Genomic DNA, 25764 nt, shown 5'->3' with positions numbered 1-25764 from the left:
GGATGGATCTCTTGGTTACTGCGTGAGTGACTGCACGGGAACCGCCGAGGGAGCGGCGACCTCCAGGTGGCAGGCAATATCAACCGAGACGGGTGAAAGTAAAAGTCATTTTTACATTCTGTTACATCTGGGCACAACTTAGCACAAAAGCTGAGTATTTCATTTACATGCCCCGTTTAGTTTAGCCATGAGCGATGTAGTAGGTCGAGGCCCTGTACCGCCTTGCCGCTCGGGTGAAACACAAGATCCATCTCATCAGTGAGGGAGTGATGGCATTGAGTAATAATAATTCGAAACGTGCAGTTCTGGGCACGGGCGTTCTGGCCCTGGCCGGGCTGGTCAGCACGCCGGTGCTGGCACAGGATGCACAACAGATCATTCGGGACCGCTGCCTGGCGTGTCACACCGAAAGCGGTTCGGCGGAAGCCCCCAGCTTCTCCCGTATCAGTGAACAGCGTAAAACCCCGGAAGGCTGGTTGATGACCATCAACCGCATGACCCACCTACGTGGCCTTGAATTGAGCCGTGACGAAAAGCGCGAGCTGGTTCAGTACCTGGCCGACACTCAGGGCCTGGCCCCGGACGAGACCCAGGACTACCGTTATCTGCTGGAGCAGGACACCAATCGTGTGGAAACCGGTATCGATCAGGGCTTGGCTGAAACCTGCGCACGCTGTCACTCCGGCGCCCGTTTTAGCCTGCAGCGTCGTACCGAGCAGGAATGGAAATACCTGGTGGACTTCCACATGGGTCAGTTCCCGACCACTGAGCTTCATTCCCTGTCGCGTGACCGTCAGTGGTACCAGATTGCCAGTACTGAAACCGCGGCCGAGTTGAGCAAGCGCTTCCCGCTGCAAACCGCTGAGTGGCAGAACTGGCAGGCCGCCGATAAGACCGACCTGATGGGCCGCTGGCGCATTACCGGCTATGTGCCGGGCAAGGGTGCTTTTGACGCCTGGATGAGCGCTGCCAAAACCAGCGAAGGCCACTACGATCTGAGCCTGAAAGGCCACTACGCCGACGGTACCGCCCTGGCGGGCGAAGGCAAGGCAACGGTGTACACCGGTTATGAATGGCGTGCCAGCCTGACCATTGATGGCGTGAAAATGCGTCAGGTGATGGCGGCCGACAAGCAGGGCAACCTGATGGCGGGGCGCATGTTTACCGCGGCCGAGCGCGAAATCGGCGGTGAGCTGAGCGCCGTGCGCGATCAGGGCAAGTCTGGCCTGGTTGCGGTGCAGCCCGCTTACCTGCGTGCAGGCGAAAGTGCCGAACTGACGCTGATCGGTCAGCACCTCAAGGGTGATATCGACCTGGGCGAAGGCGTTGTCGTTGAGAAGATTCTGTCCCGCAGTGACGACCGCATCACCGTGCTGGCCAAGGCCACGGGTGCAGAAGGTCAGCGCAGCGTGCGTGTGGGTGACACCGAGCTGGCCGGTCTGGCCGTGTATGATGCGCTGGCGCGTGTCGAGGTGCTGCCGAAGGATGCCGTGGCCCGTATCGGCGGTGCCGGTGGCAAGATGCCGAAAGTACGCGCGGCTTACCGTGCCGTAGGGTACAGCGCGGGTGCCGATGGCAAGCCGGGCACCGAAGACGACCTGCGCCTGGGCTACATGCCGGCCCGTTGGAGCATCAAGCCGGCGGACGAAGTGGCCGCGCACGACAAGGATGACAAATACGCGGGCAGCATCAATGCCGCCGGTATCTTTACCCCGGGCGATGCTGGTCCCAACCCGGAGCGCAAGATGAGTGCCAACAACGTGGGCCGACTGAAAGTCGTGGCCACCGTTGCCGACGGCAGCGGTCAGGTTGAAGGTGAGGGCAACATGCTGGTATCGGTGCAGGACTTTGTCCGCCGCGTACTGGACTAAGCTCGGTCATTACCTGAACAAGTAGCCACCCTACAGAACAACAAAGAGGTGAATATGGGCGCCATGACGCTAGTGAAACCGAATCTGCACCGGGTTGATGTCGATGCCCGACAGATGCTGTTTCACATTCCCAGCAGCAGCATCTTCGAGCTTGATGACTTGGGCCGTGAACTGCTGCAGGTGTTCGACCGCCATGAGCAGGTTCTGCCTGAGCATCTGGCCGAACTGGGGGCGCGCTATTCGCAGGACGCGGTCAGCGAAGTACTGGACGAGCTGCGCAGCCTGGAGGTGATCTCCGATGCGGGTGTTGTGGCCCGGATCAACCCGGACCCCCAGAAGGTGGAGAAGTTTCCGCTCAACACCGTGGTGCTGAACGTCAATACCGGCTGCAATCTCAGCTGCACCTACTGCTACAAGGAAGACCTGACGACGCCCTCAAAAGGGGAGAAGATGGCCTATGACACCGCCATCCAGTCGGTCGAGATGCTGCTGAGAGAGTCGCCTGATCAGCCCAACTACAACGTGGTGTTCTTCGGCGGTGAGCCGCTGTCCAATATGCCGTTGATCCGTGAAGTGGTGGCGTACTGCGAGCAGCGATTTGCGGATCTGGACGCAACGGTGGATTTCACCATGACCACCAACGCCACCCTGCTCAATGAAGATCTGGTGGACTGGTTCAACGCGCACCGTTTCGGCCTGACCATCTCCATGGACGGCCCCAAGGCGATGCACGACAAGAACCGTATCACCGTGGGCGGTCAGGGCACCTACGATGTGGTCAAACGCAAGGTGGACATGCTGCTCAAGCGCTACACCGCGCGCCCGGTGGGCTGCCGCGTGACACTGACACGCGGCATCACCGATGTGGAGACCATCTTCGATCACCTCAATGGCGAGCTGGGCTTCTTCGAAGTGGGCTTTGGTCCGGTCACCTCGGGTGACATTGCCGAGTTCAACCTCACCGGGGAAGAGCTGGTCGAGGTGTTCGCCGGCATGAAGCGTCTGGGCAAGCGTTACCTGGAGGCCGCACTGCGCAATGAAAACTTCGGCTACGGCAACATGCACCAGCTGATCACCGACATGTATGAAGGCAACAAGAAACTGGTGCCCTGTGGCGCCGGGATCGGTCTGCTGGCGGTGGACAAGGATGGCGGACTCAACCTCTGCCATCGCTTCACCGGCTCGGACCTGCCCACCTTCGGTGATGTGGAAACCGGCATCGACAAGGTCAGCCTGGGCCAGTTTGTCGAAAAGCGCTTGGACCGCAGCAATACCGGCTGTGAAACCTGCCGTATCCGTAACCTCTGTTCGGGTGGTTGCTACCACGAAAGTTATGCCAAATATGGAGATCCGACGCATCCTTCCTACCACTATTGCGACCTGATGCGCGACTGGGTCGATTTCGGTGTGGAAGTGTATTCGCGGATCATGCTTGAGAACCCGGGGTTCTTTGAAGCATACGTCTCTCCCAGGAGGAGTGCCTGATATGAAACATTTGAAGTCTCTGAACAAGAAAGCACAGCTGATCAACAAGGCGATCAGCCCGGAAGAAGTTGAAGACGTGGTCGCCATGCAGACCGTGGTCGGCTGTACCGCCACCACCGACCCGGGCTGGGAGCTGGACCCGTTCGGCGGTCTGGGTTCGCTGTGTCAGCCGATGGAGTCCGACCTCTACGGCTGTGCCGACGCCTGCTGGTGGCCGGCGCAGGTGCCGGACACAATGAACACCTACCCGGACTGGGGTGAAGGTGTGGCGAAAGCCGACAAGGACTGGCGCAAGCTGGACGGTATTTTCGAGGATGCAGAGTAACGGGAGCCCGGTAATGAAACTGAACAAGCTGTTTAAATCAGCCGGACTTTTCGGCTCTCTGGCGCTGGGTGGCGCCCTGTCCGCAGTGGCCCCGGCGGCCATGGCGGACCAGGAATACCTGCTGACGGTCACCCGTCCCAACCAGTTGCATGTGATCGACATGAGTACCAACAAGGTGGCGCGCACCTGTGATATTCCGGGCGACTTCGGCTCCGGCATCATGTCGGTGCACCCGGAAGGAACCCATGTTTTCGTGCTGGGCCACAACTGGGAAGATGTCTACGGCTTCGATATCCGCAACTGTGACGTGACGTTCCACGCCAAGCAGTCCACACCGACGCTGCAGGTGAAGAGCTACCAGTCGCTGGCGGTGAGCGCCGACGGCAAGGAACTGTACACGGTACAGAACCCGGTGAAGAAACACCGCGACCACTTCGAAGTGCTGGAGCCGCGTCTGGCGGTGTTCAACATCGAAGATGGCCTGAACGCCAAGCCGGTACGTACCTTCCCGGTGGATCGCCGTATCACCAAGATCGTGGCCACCGAAAAGGGTGAGGTGGTCCTCGGCGGCGCTGATCTGAAGGCGATCAATCCGCAGACCGGCGAGATGCGCACGGTGGTGAAACTGGCCAACTGGGAGCGCGGCCCGCGCTGGCTGCAGCCGGATGCCTTTGCCATGCACACCCAGGGCAACCAGTCCAACGAGTACATCATGCCGTACTCCACGGCGAAGTTTACCGACGACAGCATGAACTTCGAAACCGCCGAATGGTGGTGGGGCATGGCGCGCGTGGATCTGGCAACTGGCGAAGTCGAGCGCCGTGAGCTGTTCCCGTTCGAGTTCATCATCTTCAACTTCGTCAGCGACCCGCGCAACGAAGAGATCCTGTACGGCAGCTTCAACACCCTGTCCAAGCATGACATCCGTCAGCAGAAGACGCTGGCCGTGAAAGAGATGCCGCACACCTATTACACCATCAACATCTCCGGCGATGGTGAAACCCTGTACGTGGGCGGTACCAGCAGCGATATTTCGATCCACAGCTCCGAAACACTGGAGAAGATCGGCTCGATCCAGCTGACCGGCGACATGACCACCGCCGACATGCGTGTGGCCACCATCAAGGATTAATTTCCTGGTTGCACAACATGCTCAGGTATAGTCAACGGGAGGAGCCGGCAGCGGCCCTCCCGTTTTTGTATTGGTGACAACGCAAAGGAACATCTGATGCTGAAGTGGCTGGTTCGTGCCATTCACGCCCCCGATCGCACCCGGCTGGAACAGGGGTTCCAGTGGCTGTACTCATTCGTCAAACCCCAGCGCCGCGCCATCATCGGCCTGTTGCTGCTGTCGTTTGTCGGTTCGGCCTTTGTGCTGTTGCAGCCCTGGCTGACCAAAATGCTGATCGACGACGGTCTGCTGGCCAAGGACTACGGCATGCTGATCCGGCTGGCCGGGGCCATGGTGCTGGTGGGGGTCCTCAGCACGGCGCTGTCCGGGATCAACCGCTACCTGCATACCCGGCTGTCGGGACGGATTCTGTTTGCCCTGCGCACCGATCTCTATGCCCATCTGCAGCGGTTGTCACCGGCGTTTTTTGGCCGTCGTCGCATTGGTGATCTGCTGTCGCGTATCGATGGCGATGTGGCGGCGATCCAGCGTTTTGCGGTCGACAGTCTGTTTTCGGCGGTCAGTAGCGTGATTGGGCTGGTCGGCGCACTGGTGCTGCTGGTGGCGCTGTCCTGGCAGCTGTCGCTGCTGGTGCTGGTGCTGATTCCGCTGGAAGTGATCTGGCTGCGCTGGATGCGGCGCAAGGTGGAGTTGCGTACCCGCGAGATGCGCGAGCGCTCGGCGGATCTGTCCAGCTTCCTGGTGGAAACCCTGCCGGCGATGAAATTCATCCAGGCCAGTGGTCAGGAAGGCCGTGAGCGCACCCGCCTGGGCGGGCTCAATGACAGCTATCTGGATAAACTGCTGCAGCTGCAGGTGACCGAGTTCTTTACCCATGCCATTCCCTCGACACTGACCTCCATGACCCGTGCGGCCGCCTTTCTGATCGGCGGCTGGTGGGTGATTCAGGGCCAGTGGCAGCTGGGCTCGCTGATCGCCTTTTCCACCTATCTGGGCATGGCCACCGGGCCGGTGAACAGTCTGCTGGGGCTCTATGTGGCGATCCAGCGCATGAGTGTCAGCTTGAACCGGGTCAGCGAGCTGCGCCTGGCCGATGCCGAGATTGAATCGCCCGCTGCGCCCGCGCCGCTGCCACAGCCGTTGCGCGGCGAGATTCGCCTGAGCGGCCTGACCTTTGCCCACGCCGAGCGGGAGCCGGTGTTGAACGGCATTGACGCAACCTTTGAAGCCGGGCAGAAAATCGCCCTGGCCGGAGCATCGGGGGCAGGCAAATCGACCCTGATTGATCTGTTGCAGCGGCATTATGACCCTCAGGCGGGGCAGGTACTGCTGGATGGCGTGGACATCCGCGCGCTGGGACTGGCCGATCTGCGCCGCAGCATCGCCGTGGTGTCCCAGGAGATCACCCTATTTCGTGGTTCTCTGGCGGATAACCTGCGCTACGCCTGCCCCGAGGCCAGTGATGACCAGGTGAAGGCCGCCGCTCATGACGCCCAGTTGGACGACTTGATCGAGCGTCTGCCGCAGGGGCTGGATACGCCGCTGGGCGAGCGTGGTCAGCAGTTGTCGGGCGGGCAGAAGCAGCGCATCGCCATCGCCCGTGCCCTGTTGCAGCAGCCGGCGGTACTGGTGCTGGACGAGGCGACCTCGGCGGTGGATGAAGCCACCGAGCAGCAGGTGATCTCGGCGGTGGACCGCCTCTTTGCCAACCGCACCCGCATTCTGATCAGCCATCGCCCGTCCACCCTGGCCGGGGCCGACCGACGTCTGCTGCTGCAGAACGGCACCCTTGGTGAAGTAAAAACAGGTGAAGTAAAACAAGGTGAGGTGAAACCAGGTGAGGCGAAGGAGGTGACCGATGTCGGTTGAGCCTGTACGGATCGGCGTGGTGGACTCGGGCCATGCGCCGAATCAGCCGGTGGTGGAGAGCGCCGCCTTTGTCTTGGCGGAACAGCAGCTCTGGCTGGCCGAGGCCGAGCCGGACGCGCTGGGCCACGGCAGTCGCATCATCGAGATTATTCATCAGCTGGCGCCCGAGGCGGAAATCGTGTCGGCGCAGGTGTTTCAGGATCGCCTGACCACGACTTCAGCGCAGGTGGCGGCGGCCATCGACTGGCTGCTGGAGCAGGGGGTGCAGATCATCAACCTGAGTTTAGGGCTCAGGCAGGATCGCGACAGCTTGAGGGACGCCTGTGCCCGGGCGCTGAAGCGGGGCGTGATCCTCTGTGCATCCAGCCCGGCACGGGGCGAACCGGTCTATCCGGCCGCCTATCCCGGTGTGTTTCGCATGACCGGCGATGCTCGCTGCGGGCGCGATCAACTCTCCTACCTGGAGACTGAATTTGCCGACTTCGGTGCCTGTGTGCGCCCGCTGGATGACAGCCGCGGACACTCCGGCGCCAGCCTGGGTTGTGCCCATCTGAGCGCCCATCTGGTGCGGTATCTGAGCGAAACGGCCCGGCCAAGCCTGAGTGGGGCGCGGGAGTGGCTGATCAACCGCGCCGCCTATCAGGGGCCTGAACGCCGAGGGCCGGATGAGCGCTGGGCAGAGCCTGGTGCAGAGACCACACCAGAGACAGCACCATGTCCAGAAGCAACAAGAGGACAGCAAAATGCATGAAGCGGATATTCTGGTACTGGGCGGCGGCCCGGCCGGCGGGGCTGTCGCTATCGGTCTGCGCCGACTGGGCTACTCCGTGACAGTGATTGGCGAGCCGCGCCCCTTTGATGCACTGGAAGGGATTTCCGACCGAGTGATTCAGGGGATGCAAGGGGCCGGGTTCCAACAGGCGCTGGCAACACTGGCACCACCGTCGCCGCGTCAGGTGACCTGGAACGGCGAGACCAACAGCGCCAATACCGAGCGGCTGCTGCCGCGTCAGGCGTTTGATCGGGCGCTGCTGCAGGACCTTGCGGCGCAGGGCGTCACCGTGATGCAGGGGCGTATCCAGCGCTGTCAAAGTGATGCCGAGGGTCACCGGGTCGAGGTGCGCCTGACTGATGGCGAGCCGCAGTCGTGCCGGGCCAACTTTCTGGTGGAAGCCCGTGGCCGTGCGGCACCGGCGGCGGGTACGCACCGAGTGCGCGGCACACAAACGGTGTCCCTGTTGCAGTATTGGCAGGGGCCGGCTGCCGAGCCACGCACGGCGGTGCAGAGCTTCGCCGATGGCTGGGCCTGGCTGGCCATGCGTGCCGATGGGCGCCGCTATCTGCAGCTGACGGTGGATGTGGCCAGTACCGACCTGCCGCCCAAGCGCGAGCTGAGCGACTGGTGTCGCGCCCGTCTGGAGCAGTTGGAGCAGGCCCGGCCGTTCATGGCGGACGCCGAGCCCACGGGCGAGGTCTACGCCCGCACCAGTACTCCGGTGCTGTGTGCGGATGTGGTCGGAGACAACTGGATTCGCGTTGGTGATGCCGCCATGGCAGTGGATCCGCTGTCAGGCAACGGCATTTTTCAGGCGCTGTCGTCCGCGCTGCAGGCTCCGGCCGTGGTGCATACCCTGATTCAGCACCCGGAGCGCGCGGCTTTGGCCAAGGCGTTTCACGAGGCCCGCATCGAAGGCCTGTTTTACCGCTTTGCCCGCATCGGGCGCGATTTTTACGCTCAGGACACTCAATGGCCGGAACGCCCCTTCTGGCAGGCGCGCCGCCAGTGGCCGGATGCCCGCCCCATGCATGAGGAGGTGACGCCGGATCAGGTAAGCACCGCGCTGCGCCCGGTGGTCGAGGATGGCCTGATTACCGAGGCCAGGGTGGTGGTGACCCCCGATCAGCCGCTGGGTATCTGGCATCTCAATGGACTACCGCTGGCGCCCTTGCTTGAGGCGGTGCGAGCCGAGCCCGAGACGGCACCCGCCGAGGTGCTGGCGCGCACGCTGGGTAAAGAGAAGGGAACCCTGCTGGAACAGTGGATGCGTCAGCAGGGGTGGCTTGCAAGATAGTTTACGCGGCGCTCAGGGGTCAGGTAGGCGCCGGCGATACTTGGTTCAACGGGCCTGGCTGATCAAGGCATCAATGTGCGCCACAACCTGATCCGATAGCTGGCAAACCTCTCGGTATTTACTTTCAGCCACCGCTACTTGCTGCCGTGATTTCGCGTCAATGATCTCACCAATCAGTCGGTGCATGTGATCATGAGGCTGCTCAATCGCGGCCATGGTGCCGGAGCGACCAAAGCGTTGCTGACCGGCACCGTAAAACCAGCGGCCAAAATCACAATCGTGTGATGATACCGCCTGTTCATGAGGGATCTCGGCTGTACCATCCAGAAATGCGCGCAGGCGCAACTTCCAGGCCTGGTGGGCCGCACGGGCCACTTCAAGCTCGGTAACATCATCCTGTTCGACCTTGAAGCGCCTGATCGTCCGCATCAACTGGGACAGCTCGGCTCCGATGGTCGCGGTCGAGTTCAGTATGTCGGCAGCACCGGTAGACGTTTCTTCAGAGCCCGTACTGACACGTGAAACCGATGCATTGATGGTTTCACTGACCTGGGTCTGTTCTTCCGCAGCAGACGCTATTTGTGCCGTCATATCACGGATTTCATCCATGGCTCGAGTGATGGCGCTCAAGGCTTCGCCGGCCTGACCGGCCGTGGCAACGGTTTTTTCCGACTGCTGATGGCTCTGCTCGATCACTTGCACCGTTCGTCCGGTGCCTTCCTTGAGGGCAGAAATCATTTCATTGACTTCAGCCGTGGAGTTCTGGGTACGGTGGGCCAGTGCACGCACCTCATCGGCCACGACAGCAAAACCACGCCCCTGCTCACCGGCACGTGCCGCTTCGATGGCCGCGTTCAAGGCCAGCAGATTGGTCTGGTCCGCAATGTCACGAATCACATCCAGGATGGTGTTGATTCTTTCACTGCGGCTTTCCACGTCACGTACCACAGACATCATGGAAGTTATGTCTTCTGCCAGAGCATGAATGGCGCTGATCGCTTCTTCAACCACTTCGCGCCCCAGCATCGCTTCCTGATCAGCCTGCCGTGTTACATCTGCCGTACCGGCGGCACTGCGTGCCACCTCTTCAGCAGTGGCCGCCATTTCGTTCATCGCTGTCGCGATTTCGGTGGTTTCCTGACGCTGACGGTTGGTTAACTCAAGTGTATGTTCGCTGATATTAAACAGATGAGAGCCGGACGAAGATACCGATGCGACCGAACGCATCAGTTCCTTGATCAGCTGTTCGATTTGAGCGATGAAGTGGTTGAACTCGTGTGCAATCTCGGTCAGCTCATTGTTGCCGTGTACGGGCAGACGCTGGGTCAGATTACCCTCGCCCGTGGAGATATCTTTCATGGCTTGCTGTACCCGCTTCAGCGGCCTGACCACACTTTGGCTGATCAGCACCGCAACCAGCCCGCCCAGCAACAGAAAGCCCAGAATAATCAACATCAGTTGCCAGAGTGCCTGCTCGTAGCTTGCAATGTAGTCACTGCGATCCATGGTCAGCGTCAATACACCGATCGATTTGCCCGAATAATCCTTGAGTGCGCCCATATACAGTGCCGCCGGATGATCTGACACTTCTGCCAGAGCGATCTGTGGGGGGCCATCGAACGCATTGTCGAGCAGTTCAGGCGTGACCGGCACACGGCTGTCGAGGGTTGATGCAAGGGTCTCGAAACCGCCGTTGGACTCCAGCATCAGTGCAACATCCAGGCCGGTATCCGCCTTGAACTGTTCAAGGAAGCTTGACCCAAGAGAAAAGCCGAACTCAACCGATCCCCAGTGGCGGCCTTCAACGCTAATCGGCACTACGCCGCGAATGCCCAGACCGGCTACACCGCGCTCGATACCTGCCAGGGCCTGGTGGCGTTGATTGGTCTCCAGCACGGTTTGACGAAAGCCGGAGAGGTCATCACCGAACTTTTCGGGGCGGTGGATGCGCAACCAGGAGGTGGCGGGCGGGGTATGAAACTGGAACTGGCGGAGGCCGAAGTCATTGCCCAAGCGGGCGAATGCCTGAGCAAATTCGTGTGCGACCTGCTCACGTGCCCCCTCTGCCAGCAGCTTTTGAACATGCGGCTGCGAGGCAACCAGCACCGCCATGGCGGTAGCCAAGCGGCGTTCCGCATCAATTCTTCCCTGCAATTCCTGAAAATGAACTCTGAGTTCACGCTCTTCAGCGGATGCGATCAGTCCACGAAGATCCGCATTGACCCCCGGCAGTATCACTGCGGCTACCAGCGCCAGCAGAATACAAAACCCACCCACAACCCGTGCCTTGATACTGAAGCGCTCCAACATGCCTTCTCCTGCGTGTGATATCCATACAACCAAGCATAGCCACCTAAGTGTCAGGATTGAACACTGTCGGCCTATAAGTTTTTAAATGAGTCCACGTTTGCTGCCATTGCAGGGTTGGGTTCTATCGCTTCATAGGCAGCAACGGCCTCTTTCACGTCTTTCAGATTACCCTGCTGCACGCGCCGATAGTGATTCAGTGTGCGCTGCAGGTAGTGCTGCGCGATTCGAGCCTGCTCCGGCGTTTCGGTCTGCCAGATGCTGTCGCCCGCAGGGCTGACCTTGGGCAGGTGACGGCTACGGTGTGAAAGAGGGCTGACCTTGAGAATTTCATAGCAGTGACGTCGCTCCTGCACCAGCGCTTCGGCATGCAGATGAAAGTCCAGCTGTATCAGGCGCTCGCGCACGGCAAACGTGTGATACACGGGGCAGAGCAGGTAATCGATCTCGGCTGTCGGATGCCTTTGGTGCAGGCGATTAACAATATCGATCACCAGATCGCCGCCGATACCGGCCAGAATCACCAGGTGACGGCCCGGATTTGCCGCCAGCGGCAGTTCCGCCACATCCATGCAGTGGGTGTGCCAATGCGAGCAGGGGTGCTGTGCCAGACGGGCATCGAGGTCGTTTATCAGCTCGGGTACTACATCGACAAAATGCACCTGGCCCATGCCAGGCTGTGTCAGCAGTGATATGCCCAGGTAGCCGTGGTCGCAACAGCCATCCCAGACATGGTCATAACCGCCACCAGCCATGGCCCGGATCTGTTGAAGTCGTATCCCCAGCTTCACGTTGTCACCCATGTGTATCGCAAAAGCGCGTCATTGTACGGGCCAGGGGCTGCGGCTGCACCCTGTGTCGTAGTTGCAGGACTCAGAGACGGGCAGAGTCCTGCGCACGCGGGGTGTTCGTGTCGCCGTCGCCGTCAAGCACATCTTCGGCCACTGCCCAGGGTTCAGCCGGTGACAGTTTGATATCACCGGGGCGTGCGGCATAGCGTTCGGAACGTAGCGCTTTCATCAGTCCTGCAATCATGCCCAATACCACGATGGAGAACGGGAGTGCAGCGGTGATGACAGCCGCCTGAAGGGTTTCCAGCCCCCCGGCCAGCAGCAATACGGCGGTCAGGAGGGCCAGCAGAATGCCCCAGAGAATGCGATGCGTTGGCGGTGTCTCGGTGTCGCCACCGGACAGGATCGTAGTAATCACCAGAGTGCCTGCGTTGGCGGAGGTGATCAGGTAGGTACCGATCAGCACAATCAGCAGCGTCGAGACGACCGGGGTCATCTGTCCCAATGACATACCTTCGATGGTCACGAACAAAGCCGACGAGATATCACGGTAAACCGCCTCGATTACACCGCCGTTCTGGAACAGCTCCTGATATAGCGCTGTGCCGCCGAACAGGCCAATCCAGACGATGGTAATCAGTGTGGGTACCAGCAGGACCCCCATCACGAATTCACGAAAGGTGCGGCCACGGGAGATGCGTGCGATGAACATGCCGACAAAGGGACTCCAGGCCAGCCACCAGCCCCAGAAGAATACGGTCCAGGTGGCCTGCCACTCGCCGCGATGGGTCGCATTGGTATGGAAACTCATGCGTAGCAGGTTCTGGATATAGTCGCCAGTGGCTTCAACGGTGATAGCGACCAGATATTGAGTGGGGCCCAGCAATAGCATGAACAGGACCGCCGCAATACTGAGCCAGAAGTTGACTTCCGACAGCAGGCGCACACCCCGTGAAACGCCTGAAATGACGGATAGGGTAGCGATCAGCATGATGGTGCCAATGACGATCAATTGCAGTTGGGCGGACGCGGCAATGCCGAACACGCGTTCGAGCCCGGCGCTCATCTGCTGGACCCCCAGCCCCAGGGTGGTTGCAATGCCGAACACCGTGCCGAACACGGCCAGCAGATCGACCAGGTGGCCCAGGGGGCCATACACACGGTCACCCAGCAGCGGACGCAGGGCAAAGCGGATAGTCAGGGGTTGTTGCTGGCGGAAGCTGAAATAGGCCAGTACCAGGCCAACAAAGGAGAAAATGGCCCAGCCGTTAATGCCCCAGTGGAAGAATGAAAGGCGCATGGCGATGATGGCCGCGTCGGCATCGGCACTGCCGAACTCGACAAAAGGGTTGTCTTGAAACTGCAGGATAGGCTGGGCAACCGACCAGAAAATGATGCCTACCCCTGTGCCGGCGGCAAACAGCATGCTGACCCAGGAAAAAAAAGTGAATTCGGGCACTTCGTCATCGGCCCCCAAGCGCACGTTCTTGTAGCGCCCCATGCCCAGCCAGATCATCAGGAACAGCAGAAAGCCCACTAGCAGGACGTAATACCATTCCAGAAACGGAGTCAGCCACTCGCGGGTGTGGTCCAGGGCTGCCGAAGTTTCGTCGGTGTAGAAGGAGCCGGTGACCAGGGCCACTGCCAACATCAGAATGGCGATGCAGCTCATCCCGGTATTCATGCCTTTGAAAAACCCCGATTCTGCTTGCTGCAGCATTGCGCCCTCCCTGTCCGTGCTTTGTGTTGGCTGTTGCCGGTTGGCAACCATCATACAAAACCTGAGCCGGGATGAAAGGGGGAGGGGCCGCAGTTGTGCGGCCCTGATGGGTGCGACTAACGGTCGAGCCGGTAAATCTTGTCGGCGTTGGGTTTGCTCTGCCAGGGCAGATCAGAGTTCTGCCAGCCGTTGCGGATGCGAAAGCCCTGTTTGTCGCCTTCCTTGACGGTGCTGCCCTGGAAGCCATTGACCACGTAACGGGCATTCTTGAAGCCGTTATCGATCAGGTACTGGGCGCTGGGCAGACCGCGTTCACTGCCGGAGCGACACATGGTGATGATGGTGGCATCCTTATCCAGGCCACGCGCCTCCAGCGCCTGTTCAACCTGTTGAATAAAGTCCGGGTTGCGGTACAGGCGGAAACGATTCTTGTCGCTGTCCCACTGGCTGCGGTCCACCATCAGGTAGGGGATATTCAGATCCACGCTATCGGTGAAGCCGATAAACATGATTTCGACCGGATCGCGCACGTCAATGAACAGCACATTCTCGTCTTGCTGCACCAGGTTATAAGTGGCTTGCGGCGTGATGCCGACCTCTTTTGCGGTTTGCTGCGCCATGGCTGGGGTGGCCAACAGGGCAGACGACAGTACCAGTCCGGTTAAAAGCTTTTTCATCGGGTACCTCCGGTTTTAGAAGCTGAATACCTGGGTATCGTCATCGATCATCTGCTCGGCGATTGCTGGCGGGGTCGCGACACCAACACCTTCACGCAGATCTTGCTGGCGATGTTCGCTGTTCGGCAGGTAGAGCGCGCAGACGTTCACTTTGGCACCACCCTGCTGAAGTTTGCCCATCAGCTGTTCCGGGGTGACATCGCGGGGCTTCAAGGTTGGGTTTTGCGTGCTTTTCAACGCCAAGTCGCCACCTTTATCGCACAACAGCACTTCAACGGCAGTGCCTTTGGCTTGCATGGCGTTGGCCAGCACCATGGCCATGCCTTGCGTTTGCAGGGAGCCACTGTTCACGACCACCAGAGCCTTGTCGATTTCACCGGCCTGGGTACCCCCGGCCAGCAGGGCCGAGCAGAGCGAAAGAGACACGAGTAGAGTTTTCTTCATGATGGGTTGCTCCTTTGGAATATGCTTATTCTTAATTAGAATATACTAATGTTTTTCATCATGGAAGCCGACTTGGGTGTCGGTTTGCACTTTTGCGTGAGGCGTGGACAATCCCGACTGTCACCGACGTCTGGAGTTGTCATGCAGTTTGATCCCCCTCTTGAAGCCGTTACTCTGTTGCGCCGTTACAAGCGCTTTCTGGCGGATGTGCGCTGTGCCGATGGCAGTGAAATTACCGTGCACTGCCCCAATACCGGCTCCATGCGCAACTGCGTACTGCCGGAGGTTGAGCAGGCCGCGCTGATATCTGACAGCGGCAACCCCAAGCGCAAGTATCGCTATACGCTGGAAGTCCTGCAGGTGGCGCATGGCCATTGGACCGGGGTGAATACCGGTCGTACCAATGCCCTTGTGGAGGAAGCTGTGCGGGCAGGACACATTGTCGAGCTGGCGCCGGACACCGGAGTCGAGCGGGAAGTGACATATGGTGATAGCCGTTTTGACCTGGCGCTGGGCGAACGATCCAATCCACATACTTATATCGAAGTGAAAAACGTTACTCTGGGGCCGGGCCCCGAAGATGCCGACGATGGCGTGATTGCCTTTCCCGATTCGGTCACTGAGCGCGGCCAGAAGCACTTACAGACATTGATGCAGGTGGTGGCATCGGGCAAGCGGGCCGTGTTGTTCTTTTGTGTGCAACATACCGGTGCGATCGCTGCCAGGCCGGCTGATGAAGTGGATGGGCGCTATGGCTGGCTGTTGCGAGAAGCGGTTGCTGCAGGCGTCGAGGTTATGGCCTGGCGTGTCCGCTTGCAGGCAGATGAATGTGTGCTGGAGCGGCCGTTGCCGGTTAGGCTTTAAGTAAACCCGTATAGAATAAACGGCGGCACTTTTGACACCATGCAGCAGATAGTGTTGCTGTTTGTTGCCAGATCAAGGAAAAGGCTGCTTTAAGGTGTAGTTTGCAGACATCTTGACGTGACTTTGCAACAATGTATTCAGCCACGGTTAATCCGCTTGAATGTGCGCGATAACAGTCTGGCCCCTCCACCCACTGTAAACGAAGCGGTCGTCCATGAAACCTATTCTGTTCGCTGCTCTGGCTTGGCTGTGTATTGCCGGGGCCGGGGTGGTCCCTGCTGGTGCGGTCCATGCCTCAACCATTCGCGCCGAGGTTGCTGCGCCGGTGTACACCATGGGGGTCGTCCCTCAGTTTGAACAGCGCAAGCTGTTTGATATCTGGCACCCGATTATTCAGGCGCTGCAGCCGGCGCTGGATTTCCGGCTTGAGTTGGTGGGCAGTCCCAAGATACCGGTGTTCGAGAAGAAGTTTCTGGCCGGTGAGTACGACTTTGCCTACATGAACCCCTATCACCTGCTCAAGGCCAATGAATCCCAGGGCTATATCCCGCTGGTGCAGGATGGTTCCCGCCATTTGAAAGGTATTCTGGTGGTGCACAAGGACAGCCCATACGCGCGCGTTGAACAGCTTGACGGCAAAATGATCGCCTTTCCTTCGCCCAATGCCCTGGGGGCGTCGCTGCTGATGCGGGCTGACCTTGAAAGCCTGTTTAAACTGACGTATTTCCCGCGTTACGTACAGACACACAGCTCCGTGTATCTAAATGTGGCGCTGGGACAGACCGCTGCCGGTGGCGGGGTTTACAGCACTTTGAAGCAGCAACCGCCGGAAGTGCGCGAACGCCTGCGCGTGATCTACAAGACCCGCAGCATGAGTCCGCATCCGCTGTCGGCACACCCCAGGGTGCCGGCTGAACATCGCGAAGCGCTGCGGCAGGCTTGGCTCAAGCTGGCCACAACCGATGCAGGGCGGCGCCTCATGGCGCGTATTCCCATGTACCAGCCGGTCGTGGCACAGCTTGAGGATTATGCCGAGATGCGTGCCTGGGGGCTTGATCGGTTTTATATCCTGGAATGATGCTGTGCGGGTAGGAGTACACGTTGGGTTTAAGGGCTAAATTCATCCTGTTGCTGGCATGCCTGACATGCGGCTTCATGGCTTATATTCATTATCTGGTACTGCCGCCCATTGGTGAGCAGGCGATCGCGATCGCGACCAATGCACATCGGTCGCACTTGCGCCTGACAGCTGAAGCGATCGTGCCTTCTCTGCTAGAAAGTGATCTGGCCAAGACCTATGAGTTGCTGGATGCCATTCGCTATGACAACCCGGACTGGCGCCGGCTGGAGCTTTTCAGCACAGACGGGAAACGCCTGTATCCGCTCGCCTTGCCTGCCAAGGCGTCCGGCTCGCTCATGACGCTTGAAGAGCCGGTCGGGTTTCTCAGTCCGCCTCTGGCCCAGCTGAAAATCGGCGTTGACCTGAGTCGCAGCATCGATATGGCCCAGGCGCTGGAGTCTTCCGTCATGAAGGCACTGGCCTTTCTGTTGTTGCTGATCATGCTGGCGGTGTGGCTGGAAGTGGAAGTGCTGATCCGGCGTCCGCTGTCGCGGATGGTGGCGGCCGCGCGGCGGATGATCAAGGGGGATTTCAACGCGCCTCTGCCAGCGCGGGGGCGGGACGAAATCGGTGAGCTGGCCGGTACGTTTGCGGATCTGCGCGGCACCATCGAGCGACACCACATCGACCTGGCCGCCGAGCTGGAGGCGCAGCGTGCCAATGCCCTTGCTCTGGTCGAGGCCAAGCGCCAGGCCGAGCATGATGCCACGCATGATGCGTTGACAGGGTTGCTCAATCGGCGAGAACTGGAGCGCAGGCTACGGATCGCACTGCATGAGGCTCAGACCGGGATCGGTAGCCGACATGCGCTCCTGTTCATGGACCTGGATCACTTCAAGCGCGTGAATGATAGCTGTGGGCATCCGGCCGGCGATGAACTGCTGCGCAACATCACCGCTATCATGCGGCGCTGCGTACGCGAGGACGATGCCTGTGCCCGCATGGGGGGCGATGAATTTGCCATTCTGCTCAAAGACTGTGAGCGCCGAGTGGCTGTTCGCATCGCCAATGACATTTGCCGATCAATACAGCAATATCGTTTCGAGTGCACCGGTCTTGTGTTTCACGTCGGGGCGAGTATTGGCATTGCCAGGCTGGATGCCACCAGTACCAGTGTCGATCAGGTCATGGCCGATGCCGATGCGGCCTGTTATGAAGCCAAGCGCCGTGGGCGCAGTCGGGTCGAAGTGGCGCCAGATATTCAGCCGGTTGATGCCTGATAATCAGAAGGCCTGCTCTCGGCGATTGATAAAGGGGGCGCGATGGGCAAAAAAGTGTGGCTGATGGTTTACTGTACAGTGCTGATATGGTCGGCCTGGCAGCCGGCAGACCCCGTTGTCTGGCTGTTGGAAGTGTTGCCGGCGCTGTTGGCCCTGTTGGTGCTGGCGGCGACACGCCGGCGTTTTCCGCTGACCCCGCTGGTGTACGGGCTTCTGCTGGTGCATTGCGTGATCCTGATGATCGGTGGCCATTACACCTATGCCGAGGTGCCGCTGTTCGATTACCTGCGTGACCTGACCGGCGGCAGTCGCAACAATTTCGATAAACTGGGCCACTTTGCCCAGGGTTTTGTACCGGCGCTGGTGGCGCGTGAAGTCATCGTGCGCCTGAATCTGATCAACGGCGCTACCTGGCGCAACTTCTTTGTAGTCTGCTTTTGCCTGGCGGTCAGCGCCTTTTACGAGCTGATCGAATGGTGGGTGGCGGTATTCTCATCGCAGGCGGCAGAGTCTTTTCTGGGTACGCAAGGCTATGTCTGGGACACTCAGTCCGATATGGCCTGGGCCCTGACAGGTGCCATCCTTGCGCTGCTGACGCTGTCACACTGGCATCAACGCCAGCTCGACGGTATGTCTCTGAAACCGTAACTGGTTCCGGCTGTTTTGTATCAGAAAAATACAATGCAAATATTCTGGTTTTAAGGAAATGTAGCTGCAAAATGTTACATTGATAACAATAATTACAATCCCGCGCCCGGAATGGATGTTGATATGCAGCCCTCACCTGTTCGTATTATGGATAATAATGCTCTGCGCTCCGGTGATATGACTGCCTTCAGTTGTGGTCCGGTGGTGCTGATCGAATGGGGCCTTGCGCCGGGCTGGCCGGTACTGTCATTGTCATCCAATTTTACCGGCCTGCTGCCGTTGCAGGCCGAGCAATTGGAAGCGGGCGTTGACTATATCAATCTGGTCTGCCCGGAAGATCGTGCGGAGCTGGTCAAGCAGACCCGAGCAGCCATTGAGCGTAGGGATGCGGATTGGGACCACCTCTACCGCATCAGTGACGGCCAAGGCGGTTATTGCTGGGTCATGGATCACACCCGTGCCACCTATGATACAGAGGGGCGTCTGGTGCGGTTGCACGGTTACCTGTTCCAGCATGACGGTATTGCCGAGCAGATGCGCCGCGAACAGGCGCTGGCCGAGAGCGAGGCGCGCTGGCGGGCGGTCCTGCTGGCAACCAGTCAGGGGGTGTGGGACTGGAATGCTCAAACCAATCGGGTTTATTTCTCGCCACTGTGGAAGTCGATGTTGGGCTATGGCGAAGATGAGGTGGGCGATACCCTAGATGAATGGGATTCGCGGCTTCATCCCGACGACCGGGAGCGCGTGTACCGCGACCTCAATCAGCACCTTGAAGGGCGCACCCCCGCCTATGAAAACATACACCGCATGCGGGCACGGGACGGCAGCTGGCGCTGGATTCTCGACAAGGGGCAGGTTTTCAGCCGCGATGCCCAAGGGCGGCCATTGCGCGTAATTGGCACCCATACTGACGTAACCGAACAGTACATCGCCACCAGCCGTCTCACGCTACTGGCCAGCAACGTACCCGGAGCCTTGTATCAGTATCACCTGCGGGCGGATGGCAGCAGTGCCTTTCCTTATGCAACCGCGGGCATTGAATCCGTTTACGAAGTGACGCCGGAGCAGGTTCGCAACGATGCCGCACCGGTCTTCGATCGCCTGCATCCGGATGATCAGGAACGCGTTGCCCACACCATTCAAGTTTCTGCCAATACCCTGACCGACTGGCGTGAAGAGTATCGAGTGATACTGCCTGAACGTGGCATACGCTGGTTACGAGGGCAGGCGACGCCACGCCGTGACGGGGACGGTGGGGTACTTTGGCATGGTTACCTGGTGGATATTACGGACGAGGCCTACCTTCAGCTGGGCTACGAACCCGGTGCCTTTGATGTCGATCTCGATGTGTTCCAGACACTGGTACACCCGGATGACTGGGATATGATGCTGGACGCCGTGCAGCGCCAGATGGCACGTGGTGAAGGCTTTATGGTGCAGTTTCGGTTGTTGCATGCCGATGGCCACTGGATATGGATGGAAGGGCGTGGCAAGACCACCGCTCATGATGCCGAGGGTCAACCGACCTTTATGATGGGCACCCATACCAATATCGATGCCAGCAAGCAGACCGAAGCGGCACTGCAGGCGGCTCGCCAGGCGGCTGATGAGGCCAACCAGGCCAAGTCGCGCTTTCTGGCCAATATGAGCCACGAAATCCGCACCCCCATGAGTGCCATCATCGGCCTGAGTGATCTGGGGCGGCATGAAACCGACCCGCACAAGCTGCGTGAACAGCTGCACAAGGTGCATGCCTCAGCCGGGCAGCTGCTGGGCATTCTCAACGATATTCTGGATCTGTCCAAGATCGAGGCGGGCCAGTTTGAACTCAGCCCGCGTCCTTACCAGATGAGTGTGCTGGTCGATAATCTGCTCAGCCTTTTTGGTGACAGTGCCCGTGACAAGTACATCGCACTGTCGGCGGAGGTGGAGCCGGTGGTCAGTGGCGCCTACACCGGTGATGAACTCAGGCTCAAGCAGGTGCTGTCCAACCTGCTCAACAATGCTATCAAGTTTACCGACGCGGGCCAGGTGCGTCTGAAAATCAGTGCGGCCCCGATGCCCGCCGGACAGGCTGACGACGGTCGCCGTTGGGTCAGGTTCTCGGTCAGTGACACCGGGCCGGGCATTGATCCTGAGACTCGGTCCAAGCTGTTTCGGCCCTTTGTGCAGGGTGACGCCAGCGCAACGCGCCAGCATGGCGGCACAGGCCTTGGTCTGACCATCAGCGAGCGGTTGGTCGACATGCTTGGCGGTGATGGTATCCACCTTGAAACGGCGCCGGGGCAGGGCAGCCGGTTCAGCTTTGTCATTCCACTGCGCAACAGTTCGGCGGCGGAGCTGGCTCGCTTGGCCGAAGACAACAGCAGCCCTTTGGCCAAGGATGTGCGTTTCGACGGACATGTGCTGCTGGCGGAAGACAACCCGATCAATCAGGAAGTGGCACGGGCGCAGCTGCAACAGCTTGGTGTCACTCTGGTTGTGGTCGATAACGGTCAGCGGGCGGTGGAGGCCGTGGCGACGCAACATTTTGATCTGGTTCTGATGGATATCCAGATGCCGGTGATGGATGGTTTTGAAGCGGCTCGGCGCATTGTGCAGCAACACCCGGATCTGCCGGTGGTGGCGTTGACGGCCGCGGTGATGCCAGAAGACCGTGATCGGGCTGCGGAGGCCGGCATGTGTGCGCACCTGGGCAAACCTTTTGACCGCACGGCGCTGGCCGAAGTGCTGGCGCAGTGGCTACCAGAGCTGTCGTCTCGAACGGCAGTCAGGGCGGAGGTGGCAGATACGCCGGCGCTGCCATTGCTCGATGAAGACTGGGCCTTGCAGCAACTGGGCGGTAATATCGAGTTATACCATTCGCTGCTGAGTACGCTGCGTGAGGATCTGCAGCAGCGTTATTGCCGGTTGGCAGAAAGGGCGCCAGCAGCACTGGATAGCGTTGAACAGGCGCATTGGCGTCGCGAAGCTCACAGCCTCAAGGGCAGTGCCGCCAACCTGGGCGTCAAGCGCATGGCCGATGCTGCTGCCCGGTTTGAAAAGGCACTGGACTCGGGGAATATGTTCGAGGCGGCACAGCGCCATTTTGCGGTTGTTCTGAGTGATACCCTCAGGGCGCTTGCCGCTGCGATCCCCGAGACGGTACTGGTCAGTGCATGCCCTGACCAGGCTGTTCCAGCCGAAGGCGCACGCGATCTGCTCGAGTTGCGGGAGCGCTTGCGTCATAATGAGTTCATCGACGATATAGAGCGGCAACGCTGCGCACGTCTTGTTCCGGAACATGGCCGGCGCCACTGGCATTGCCTGGAGCAGGCGCTGGATGCGCTGGACTTTGAAGGTGCTTGCCGGGCGCTGGAGCAGCTGCTGTCTGAACTGGGAGGAGAGCAGAATCGATGATGAGCCTGCTGCTGCGCCGCCACTCACTGGTCGCGCGCCTACTGTGGTTTACCCTGGCCGCCATGACCACGGTGACGGTACTGATTGCGGTGCTGGTTAACACCATGGTGAGCCACAGCCGCATGGAACAGTCGGTCAGTCAGCAGCAGTTGATCAATCGTGAAATTGCTCAGCACATCGCAACCGCGTTCGAGCAGCGTATCGATCATCTGCAGCGCCTTGCCGGGTTACTGGTGGACGGTGACCGGCTGCTGCCGCAATCCAGGTTGCAGACACTGCTGGATAACCGCATCGGCCTGCATGATGCCTTTAATGCCGGCATGATCCTGATCGGCCCCGACGGCCACATCCAGCTTGACTCCCCGATCATCGAAAACCGTGTGGGAACGGACCTGAGCGATCGGGACCATTTTCTGCAGACACGTGATCTGCGTCAGCCGGTGGTGTCCAGACCGCTGGTCGGGCGTGCGATCAAGCAGCCGCTGTACATCACCAGTGTGCCCGTACAAACAGCCGATGGCCGCTTTCTGGGCAGTCTGGCTGGCATCAATCGTCTGGAAGCCGACAATACGCTCAAGCTGATGGCCGCGCGTCGGTTGCCACAGGGCGGGCAGCTGTACGTGATCGACCTTGATACGGAACTGGTGGTCACCTCCACCCGTCGGTCACTGATCATGGCCGGGCTGGACAGCCTTGCCAACAGCGAGATCATTGCCCAGGTGCGTGCCGGTCAGCGCAGTGGTGTTGCCCGTTCGCATTTCGGGCATCAGGCTGTTTACAGTGCGGGTACGCTGGAACGGACCGGCTGGCTGATTCTGACCACCGCCCCGGTCGACTACTGGATGGCGCCGCTGCATGAGCTGCTGGTGCAGATCAGCCTGCTGGCGCTGGTGTGTCTGCTGCTGCTGGGGGCGGTGGCGCTGGTGTATCTGCGCTATCAGCTGATGCCGCTGAAACACGCGGCCGAAGGCGTCAATCGCATGCGCCGTGATCTGTCGCAGCTGACGCCACTGCCGGTGTACCGTAACGATGAAGTGGGCCAATGCGTGGAGGCCTTCAATGGCCTGCTGCTGCAGTTGCAGAACCGCACCGCCCAGCTGGCCAACTCACGCGATGAAGCGGAAGAGGCGAGCCGGGTCAAGACCGAGTTTCTGGCCAACATGAGTCACGAGCTGAGAACGCCGCTGGTCGGCGTCATCGGCCTGGCCGAAATCCAGTTGTCGCGGGTGGAGCATGCGGAAGACCGCGCACGGCTGAACAAAATTCTCCAGTCGTCACGGCTGCTGTTGGCGCACTTGGATGCCATTCTGACCTATGTAGCGGCGGAAAGCGGTCAGTTGAGTCTGCAGTGCAGCGCCGTCATGCTGGATGACCAGCTGCAGGCACTGCAGATGCTGCATCAGCCAGCGGCTGATGAGAAAGAATTGAATCTGGTCATCAAAGGCCCCGAGCTGTCGCAGGCATGCCAATTGGATCAACAGGCCCTGATGCAGGTACTGAACAGTCTGATGACCAATGCCATCAAGTTTACCGAGCGGGGCGAGGTGCGCCTGGATGTGCAGCTGCAACAGAGCGGCGACAAGGCTCGACTCTGTTTTAGCATGAGTGATACCGGCAAGGGCATCCCGGAATTGCTGCAGCAGAAGCTGTTTCATACCTTTCAGCAGATCGAAAGCGGCCACTCTCGGACTTTTAACGGTATCGGAGTCGGGTTGGTGCTGAGCCAGAGGCTGGTCTTGCTGATGGGGGGGGAATGGTATACAGGTGGAGTCGAAACCGGGCGTCGGCTCCACCTTCCGTTTCAGCCTGCCGGTGGAGCTGCTGGCAGACAATAGGCCGGTCACGATGCCGTTGCCAGTGGCACCCCCTCAATCGCTTCAGGTGCTGGTGGCCGATGATAACCCGATCAACCGTGAAGTGGCGGAGTCTCAGCTGGAACAGTTGGGGCTTCGTTGCCGCAGTGTGGAGGATGGTGCTCAGGCGGTAGCAGCCGTACAGGCGGACGACTATGACCTGGTGCTGATGGATATCCAGATGCCGGTTATGGACGGTTACGAAGCAGCTCGGATGATCCGGGCTGCAGGGCATCAGTTGCCGATTGTTGCGCTCACGGCGGCGACGCTGACGGAAGACCGTGAGGCTGCGCTACAGGCGGGCATGAGCGGGCACTTGAGCAAGCCGCTGAAAATGGACGAGCTGGCGGGCATGATCCGTACCTGCTGCGCGGTAGCTATCGAGCTGCCGCCTCAACCTGTTCCTGAGGAAAGCATGGCTGCGAAGCAGGCCCTGTCAGCCCGACGCCAACGTGTGCTGGTGGTGGACGATGAGGTCGTCAATCTGAAAATCCTGGCCAACAGTCTCAAGGATGATTACACCGTGCAGATTGCCAACAGTGGTCAGAAAGCGCTTGAGCTGGCACTCGGAAACATACCGCCGGACCTGATTCTGCTGGATATCATGATGCCCGCCATGGATGGTTATGATGTCTGTCGCGCTTTGAAGAACGATCCTGTTACCAAGGATATTCCGATCATTTTTGTGACGGCGTTGAATGATGCCAGTGAAGAGCAGAAGGGGCTGAGTCTGGGGGCCGTGGATTACATCATCAAGCCCTACCAGATGCCGGTGGTGAAGGCGCGAGTCAGCACGCACCTGAGTCTCAAGGCCAAGACCGACCTGCTGGAGGCCATGTCGTATCTCGATGGTCTGACCCACGTGCCGAATCGACGCCAGCTGGACATGGCGCTGTGTCGCGAAATCAAGCGGCACCAGCGTTCCGGTCAGCCGCTGGGGCTGGTGATGATCGATATCGATTTCTTCAAGCCGTTCAATGACCACTATGGTCATGGCCATGGCGATTACTGTCTGCAGCGGGTGGCCACGGCTTTGCAACAGGCGCTGCGCCGGCCGTCCGACCTGTTGGCCCGGTATGGCGGCGAGGAATTTCTGGCGCTACTGCCGGAAACCGATGCTGCTGGTGTCGAGCATGTGGCTGAACGCTTGCGCCTTGCAGTGGTTGCACTTCAGCTTGAGCATCGCCATTCGGCCATTGCCAACCATGTCACGATCAGTCTGGGTGGGATCGCCGTCAAGGTAAACGCGGAGCTGACAGCCGAGCTGTTGCTCGAACGTGCCGACAAGGTGCTGTACCGTGCCAAGGCGCAGGGGCGCAACCGCGTGGCCATGGCGTGCTCCGAAGATTTGGCGGCCGCAGATGTCAGGGTTGTGGCACCACAATGATCGGGCGCATCAGCAGCGGGCTGTTGAACATCGGCTCACAGTCACACTTGACCGGTTCCTTGATCACCGGCCAGAGGTGAACGCTTTCGCTGCGCAAGACCGGAAAACGATAAGGCTGCTCGTCGATATGGCCGTCAGTCATGCCCGAGAAGGTGCCCAGGGCCGTGACCAGCCGCCCAGGTGCATGAATGGCCGGGTCCAGAAACCCCGGCACCTGCAGCCTGAAGCGTCCTCCGCTGGTGTCGCTCTTGAGTGGGCGACCACTGGCATTGAGTTCAAACTGTACCACCTCGATCTCCGTGCTCTCGGCACGGTTGTGCACGGCCGCGATTTCGCCGCCCCAGCGCGCCGTTGCCGGTGCCGCATCCGGGCCGTGCTCGGCAAAGGGCAGCAGTGTCCGGGTATCCTCCGTCTTCAGACCCTCCGGTACGGCGGCACAGGCGCCCAGCGCCAGGGTCAGGGTCAGCAGTGCAAGTTGTTTCAACATGCGGGTTCTCCCGTCATCCTCGTTTCAGGGTGAGACCTCAGGGTCCGAAATGAGTTCGGTGGTCAAAAAAGGCGCCCGAGGGCGCCGTTTAAA

20 protein-coding genes are annotated in these 25764 nt (G+C 59.8%); 14 read left to right on the top strand and 6 right to left on the bottom strand.

Annotated elements, in window-relative coordinates:
- The first annotated feature begins 269 nt into the window (after positions 1-269).
- The 7 genes from peaA to qhpG all read left to right on the top strand — a co-directional run bounded on the left by peaA (position 270) and on the right by qhpG (position 8754).
- On the top strand, positions 270-1871 hold the full coding sequence (gene peaA / locus KTN04_RS09790; RefSeq protein WP_217335048.1) for a quinohemoprotein amine dehydrogenase subunit alpha: 1602 nt from the start codon (positions 270-272) through the stop codon (positions 1869-1871).
- A 54-nt stretch (positions 1872-1925) separates the two neighbouring features.
- Entirely contained in the window at positions 1926-3356 is a 1431-nt protein-coding gene (gene peaB / locus KTN04_RS09785) for a quinohemoprotein amine dehydrogenase maturation protein (protein ID WP_217335047.1), read from the top strand.
- Position 3357: 1 nt separating this feature from the next.
- Positions 3358-3681: a quinohemoprotein amine dehydrogenase subunit gamma gene (gene qhpC / locus KTN04_RS09780; RefSeq protein WP_217335046.1), complete on the top strand. Its 324-nt coding sequence runs from the start codon at positions 3358-3360 to the stop codon at positions 3679-3681.
- Between the two features lie 13 nt (positions 3682-3694).
- Positions 3695-4813 (top strand): quinohemoprotein amine dehydrogenase subunit beta, encoded by a 1119-nt coding sequence (gene peaD / locus KTN04_RS09775; RefSeq protein WP_217335045.1) that lies wholly within the window; start codon positions 3695-3697, stop codon positions 4811-4813.
- A gap of 96 nt (positions 4814-4909) precedes the next feature.
- Positions 4910-6682, top strand: a complete 1773-nt coding sequence (locus KTN04_RS09770) for an ABC transporter ATP-binding protein (RefSeq protein WP_217335044.1) — start codon at positions 4910-4912, stop codon at positions 6680-6682.
- Positions 6672-7433, top strand: a complete 762-nt coding sequence (gene qhpE / locus KTN04_RS09765; protein ID WP_217335043.1) for a subtilisin-like serine protease QhpE — start codon at positions 6672-6674, stop codon at positions 7431-7433. Before KTN04_RS09770 ends, qhpE begins: the two co-directional genes overlap by 11 nt.
- Positions 7426-8754 (top strand): flavin-dependent monooxygenase QhpG, encoded by a 1329-nt coding sequence (gene qhpG, locus KTN04_RS09760; RefSeq protein WP_217335042.1) that lies wholly within the window; start codon positions 7426-7428, stop codon positions 8752-8754. Before qhpE ends, qhpG begins: the two co-directional genes overlap by 8 nt.
- 45 nt (positions 8755-8799) lie before the next feature.
- Here the strand turns inward: qhpG and KTN04_RS09755 are convergent, their stop codons facing one another.
- From KTN04_RS09755 to KTN04_RS09735, 5 genes are all read right to left on the bottom strand, one after another.
- Positions 8800-11064 (bottom strand): methyl-accepting chemotaxis protein, encoded by a 2265-nt coding sequence (locus KTN04_RS09755; protein ID WP_217335041.1) that lies wholly within the window; start codon positions 11062-11064, stop codon positions 8800-8802.
- A gap of 71 nt (positions 11065-11135) precedes the next feature.
- Complete coding sequence (locus KTN04_RS09750) at positions 11136-11864, bottom strand: tRNA (adenine(22)-N(1))-methyltransferase TrmK (RefSeq protein ID WP_217335040.1); 729 nt, start codon at positions 11862-11864, stop codon at positions 11136-11138.
- Between the two features lie 70 nt (positions 11865-11934).
- The gene (locus KTN04_RS09745; protein ID WP_217335039.1) at positions 11935-13572 is read right to left on the bottom strand and encodes a BCCT family transporter; all 1638 of its coding nucleotides are present in this window, start codon (positions 13570-13572) and stop codon (positions 11935-11937) included.
- Between the two features lie 116 nt (positions 13573-13688).
- On the bottom strand, positions 13689-14249 hold the full coding sequence (locus tag KTN04_RS09740; protein WP_217335038.1) for a rhodanese-like domain-containing protein: 561 nt from the start codon (positions 14247-14249) through the stop codon (positions 13689-13691).
- Between the two features lie 15 nt (positions 14250-14264).
- A complete protein-coding gene (locus KTN04_RS09735) occupies positions 14265-14693 on the bottom strand; it encodes a DsrE family protein (protein WP_217335037.1) in 429 nt (142 codons plus the stop codon).
- Between the two features lie 141 nt (positions 14694-14834).
- Here KTN04_RS09735 and sfsA point away from each other — a divergent pair, with 141 nt between their 5' ends.
- The 7 genes from sfsA to KTN04_RS09700 all read left to right on the top strand — a co-directional run bounded on the left by sfsA (position 14835) and on the right by KTN04_RS09700 (position 25184).
- Entirely contained in the window at positions 14835-15557 is a 723-nt protein-coding gene (gene sfsA / locus KTN04_RS09730; protein WP_217335036.1) for a DNA/RNA nuclease SfsA, read from the top strand.
- A gap of 214 nt (positions 15558-15771) precedes the next feature.
- A complete protein-coding gene (locus KTN04_RS09725) occupies positions 15772-16635 on the top strand; it encodes a phosphate/phosphite/phosphonate ABC transporter substrate-binding protein (RefSeq protein WP_217335035.1) in 864 nt (287 codons plus the stop codon).
- Positions 16636-16712: 77 nt separating this feature from the next.
- Entirely contained in the window at positions 16713-17897 is a 1185-nt protein-coding gene (locus KTN04_RS09720; RefSeq protein ID WP_217335034.1) for a GGDEF domain-containing protein, read from the top strand.
- A gap of 42 nt (positions 17898-17939) precedes the next feature.
- A complete protein-coding gene (locus tag KTN04_RS09715; RefSeq protein WP_217335033.1) occupies positions 17940-18545 on the top strand; it encodes a DUF2238 domain-containing protein in 606 nt (201 codons plus the stop codon).
- Between the two features lie 147 nt (positions 18546-18692).
- Positions 18693-21944: a PAS domain-containing hybrid sensor histidine kinase/response regulator gene (locus KTN04_RS09710; RefSeq protein WP_217335032.1), complete on the top strand. Its 3252-nt coding sequence runs from the start codon at positions 18693-18695 to the stop codon at positions 21942-21944.
- Complete coding sequence (locus KTN04_RS09705; protein ID WP_217335031.1) at positions 21941-23779, top strand: sensor histidine kinase; 1839 nt, start codon at positions 21941-21943, stop codon at positions 23777-23779. Before KTN04_RS09710 ends, KTN04_RS09705 begins: the two co-directional genes overlap by 4 nt.
- Positions 23709-25184: a response regulator gene (locus KTN04_RS09700; protein ID WP_217335030.1), complete on the top strand. Its 1476-nt coding sequence runs from the start codon at positions 23709-23711 to the stop codon at positions 25182-25184. Before KTN04_RS09705 ends, KTN04_RS09700 begins: the two co-directional genes overlap by 71 nt.
- Here KTN04_RS09700 and KTN04_RS09695 read toward each other — a convergent pair.
- On the bottom strand, positions 25162-25671 hold the full coding sequence (locus KTN04_RS09695; RefSeq protein WP_217335029.1) for a Slp family lipoprotein: 510 nt from the start codon (positions 25669-25671) through the stop codon (positions 25162-25164). The two genes, KTN04_RS09700 and KTN04_RS09695, sit on opposite strands and share 23 nt — an antisense overlap.
- Positions 25672-25764: the final 93 nt, after the last annotated feature.

Source organism: Marinobacterium weihaiense, from assembly GCF_019061305.1.
Classification (GTDB): domain Bacteria; phylum Pseudomonadota; class Gammaproteobacteria; order Pseudomonadales; family Balneatricaceae; genus Marinobacterium; species Marinobacterium weihaiense.
Note: the sequence above shows the minus strand (reverse complement) of the source record. Positions and strands in the feature narration are given on the sequence as shown.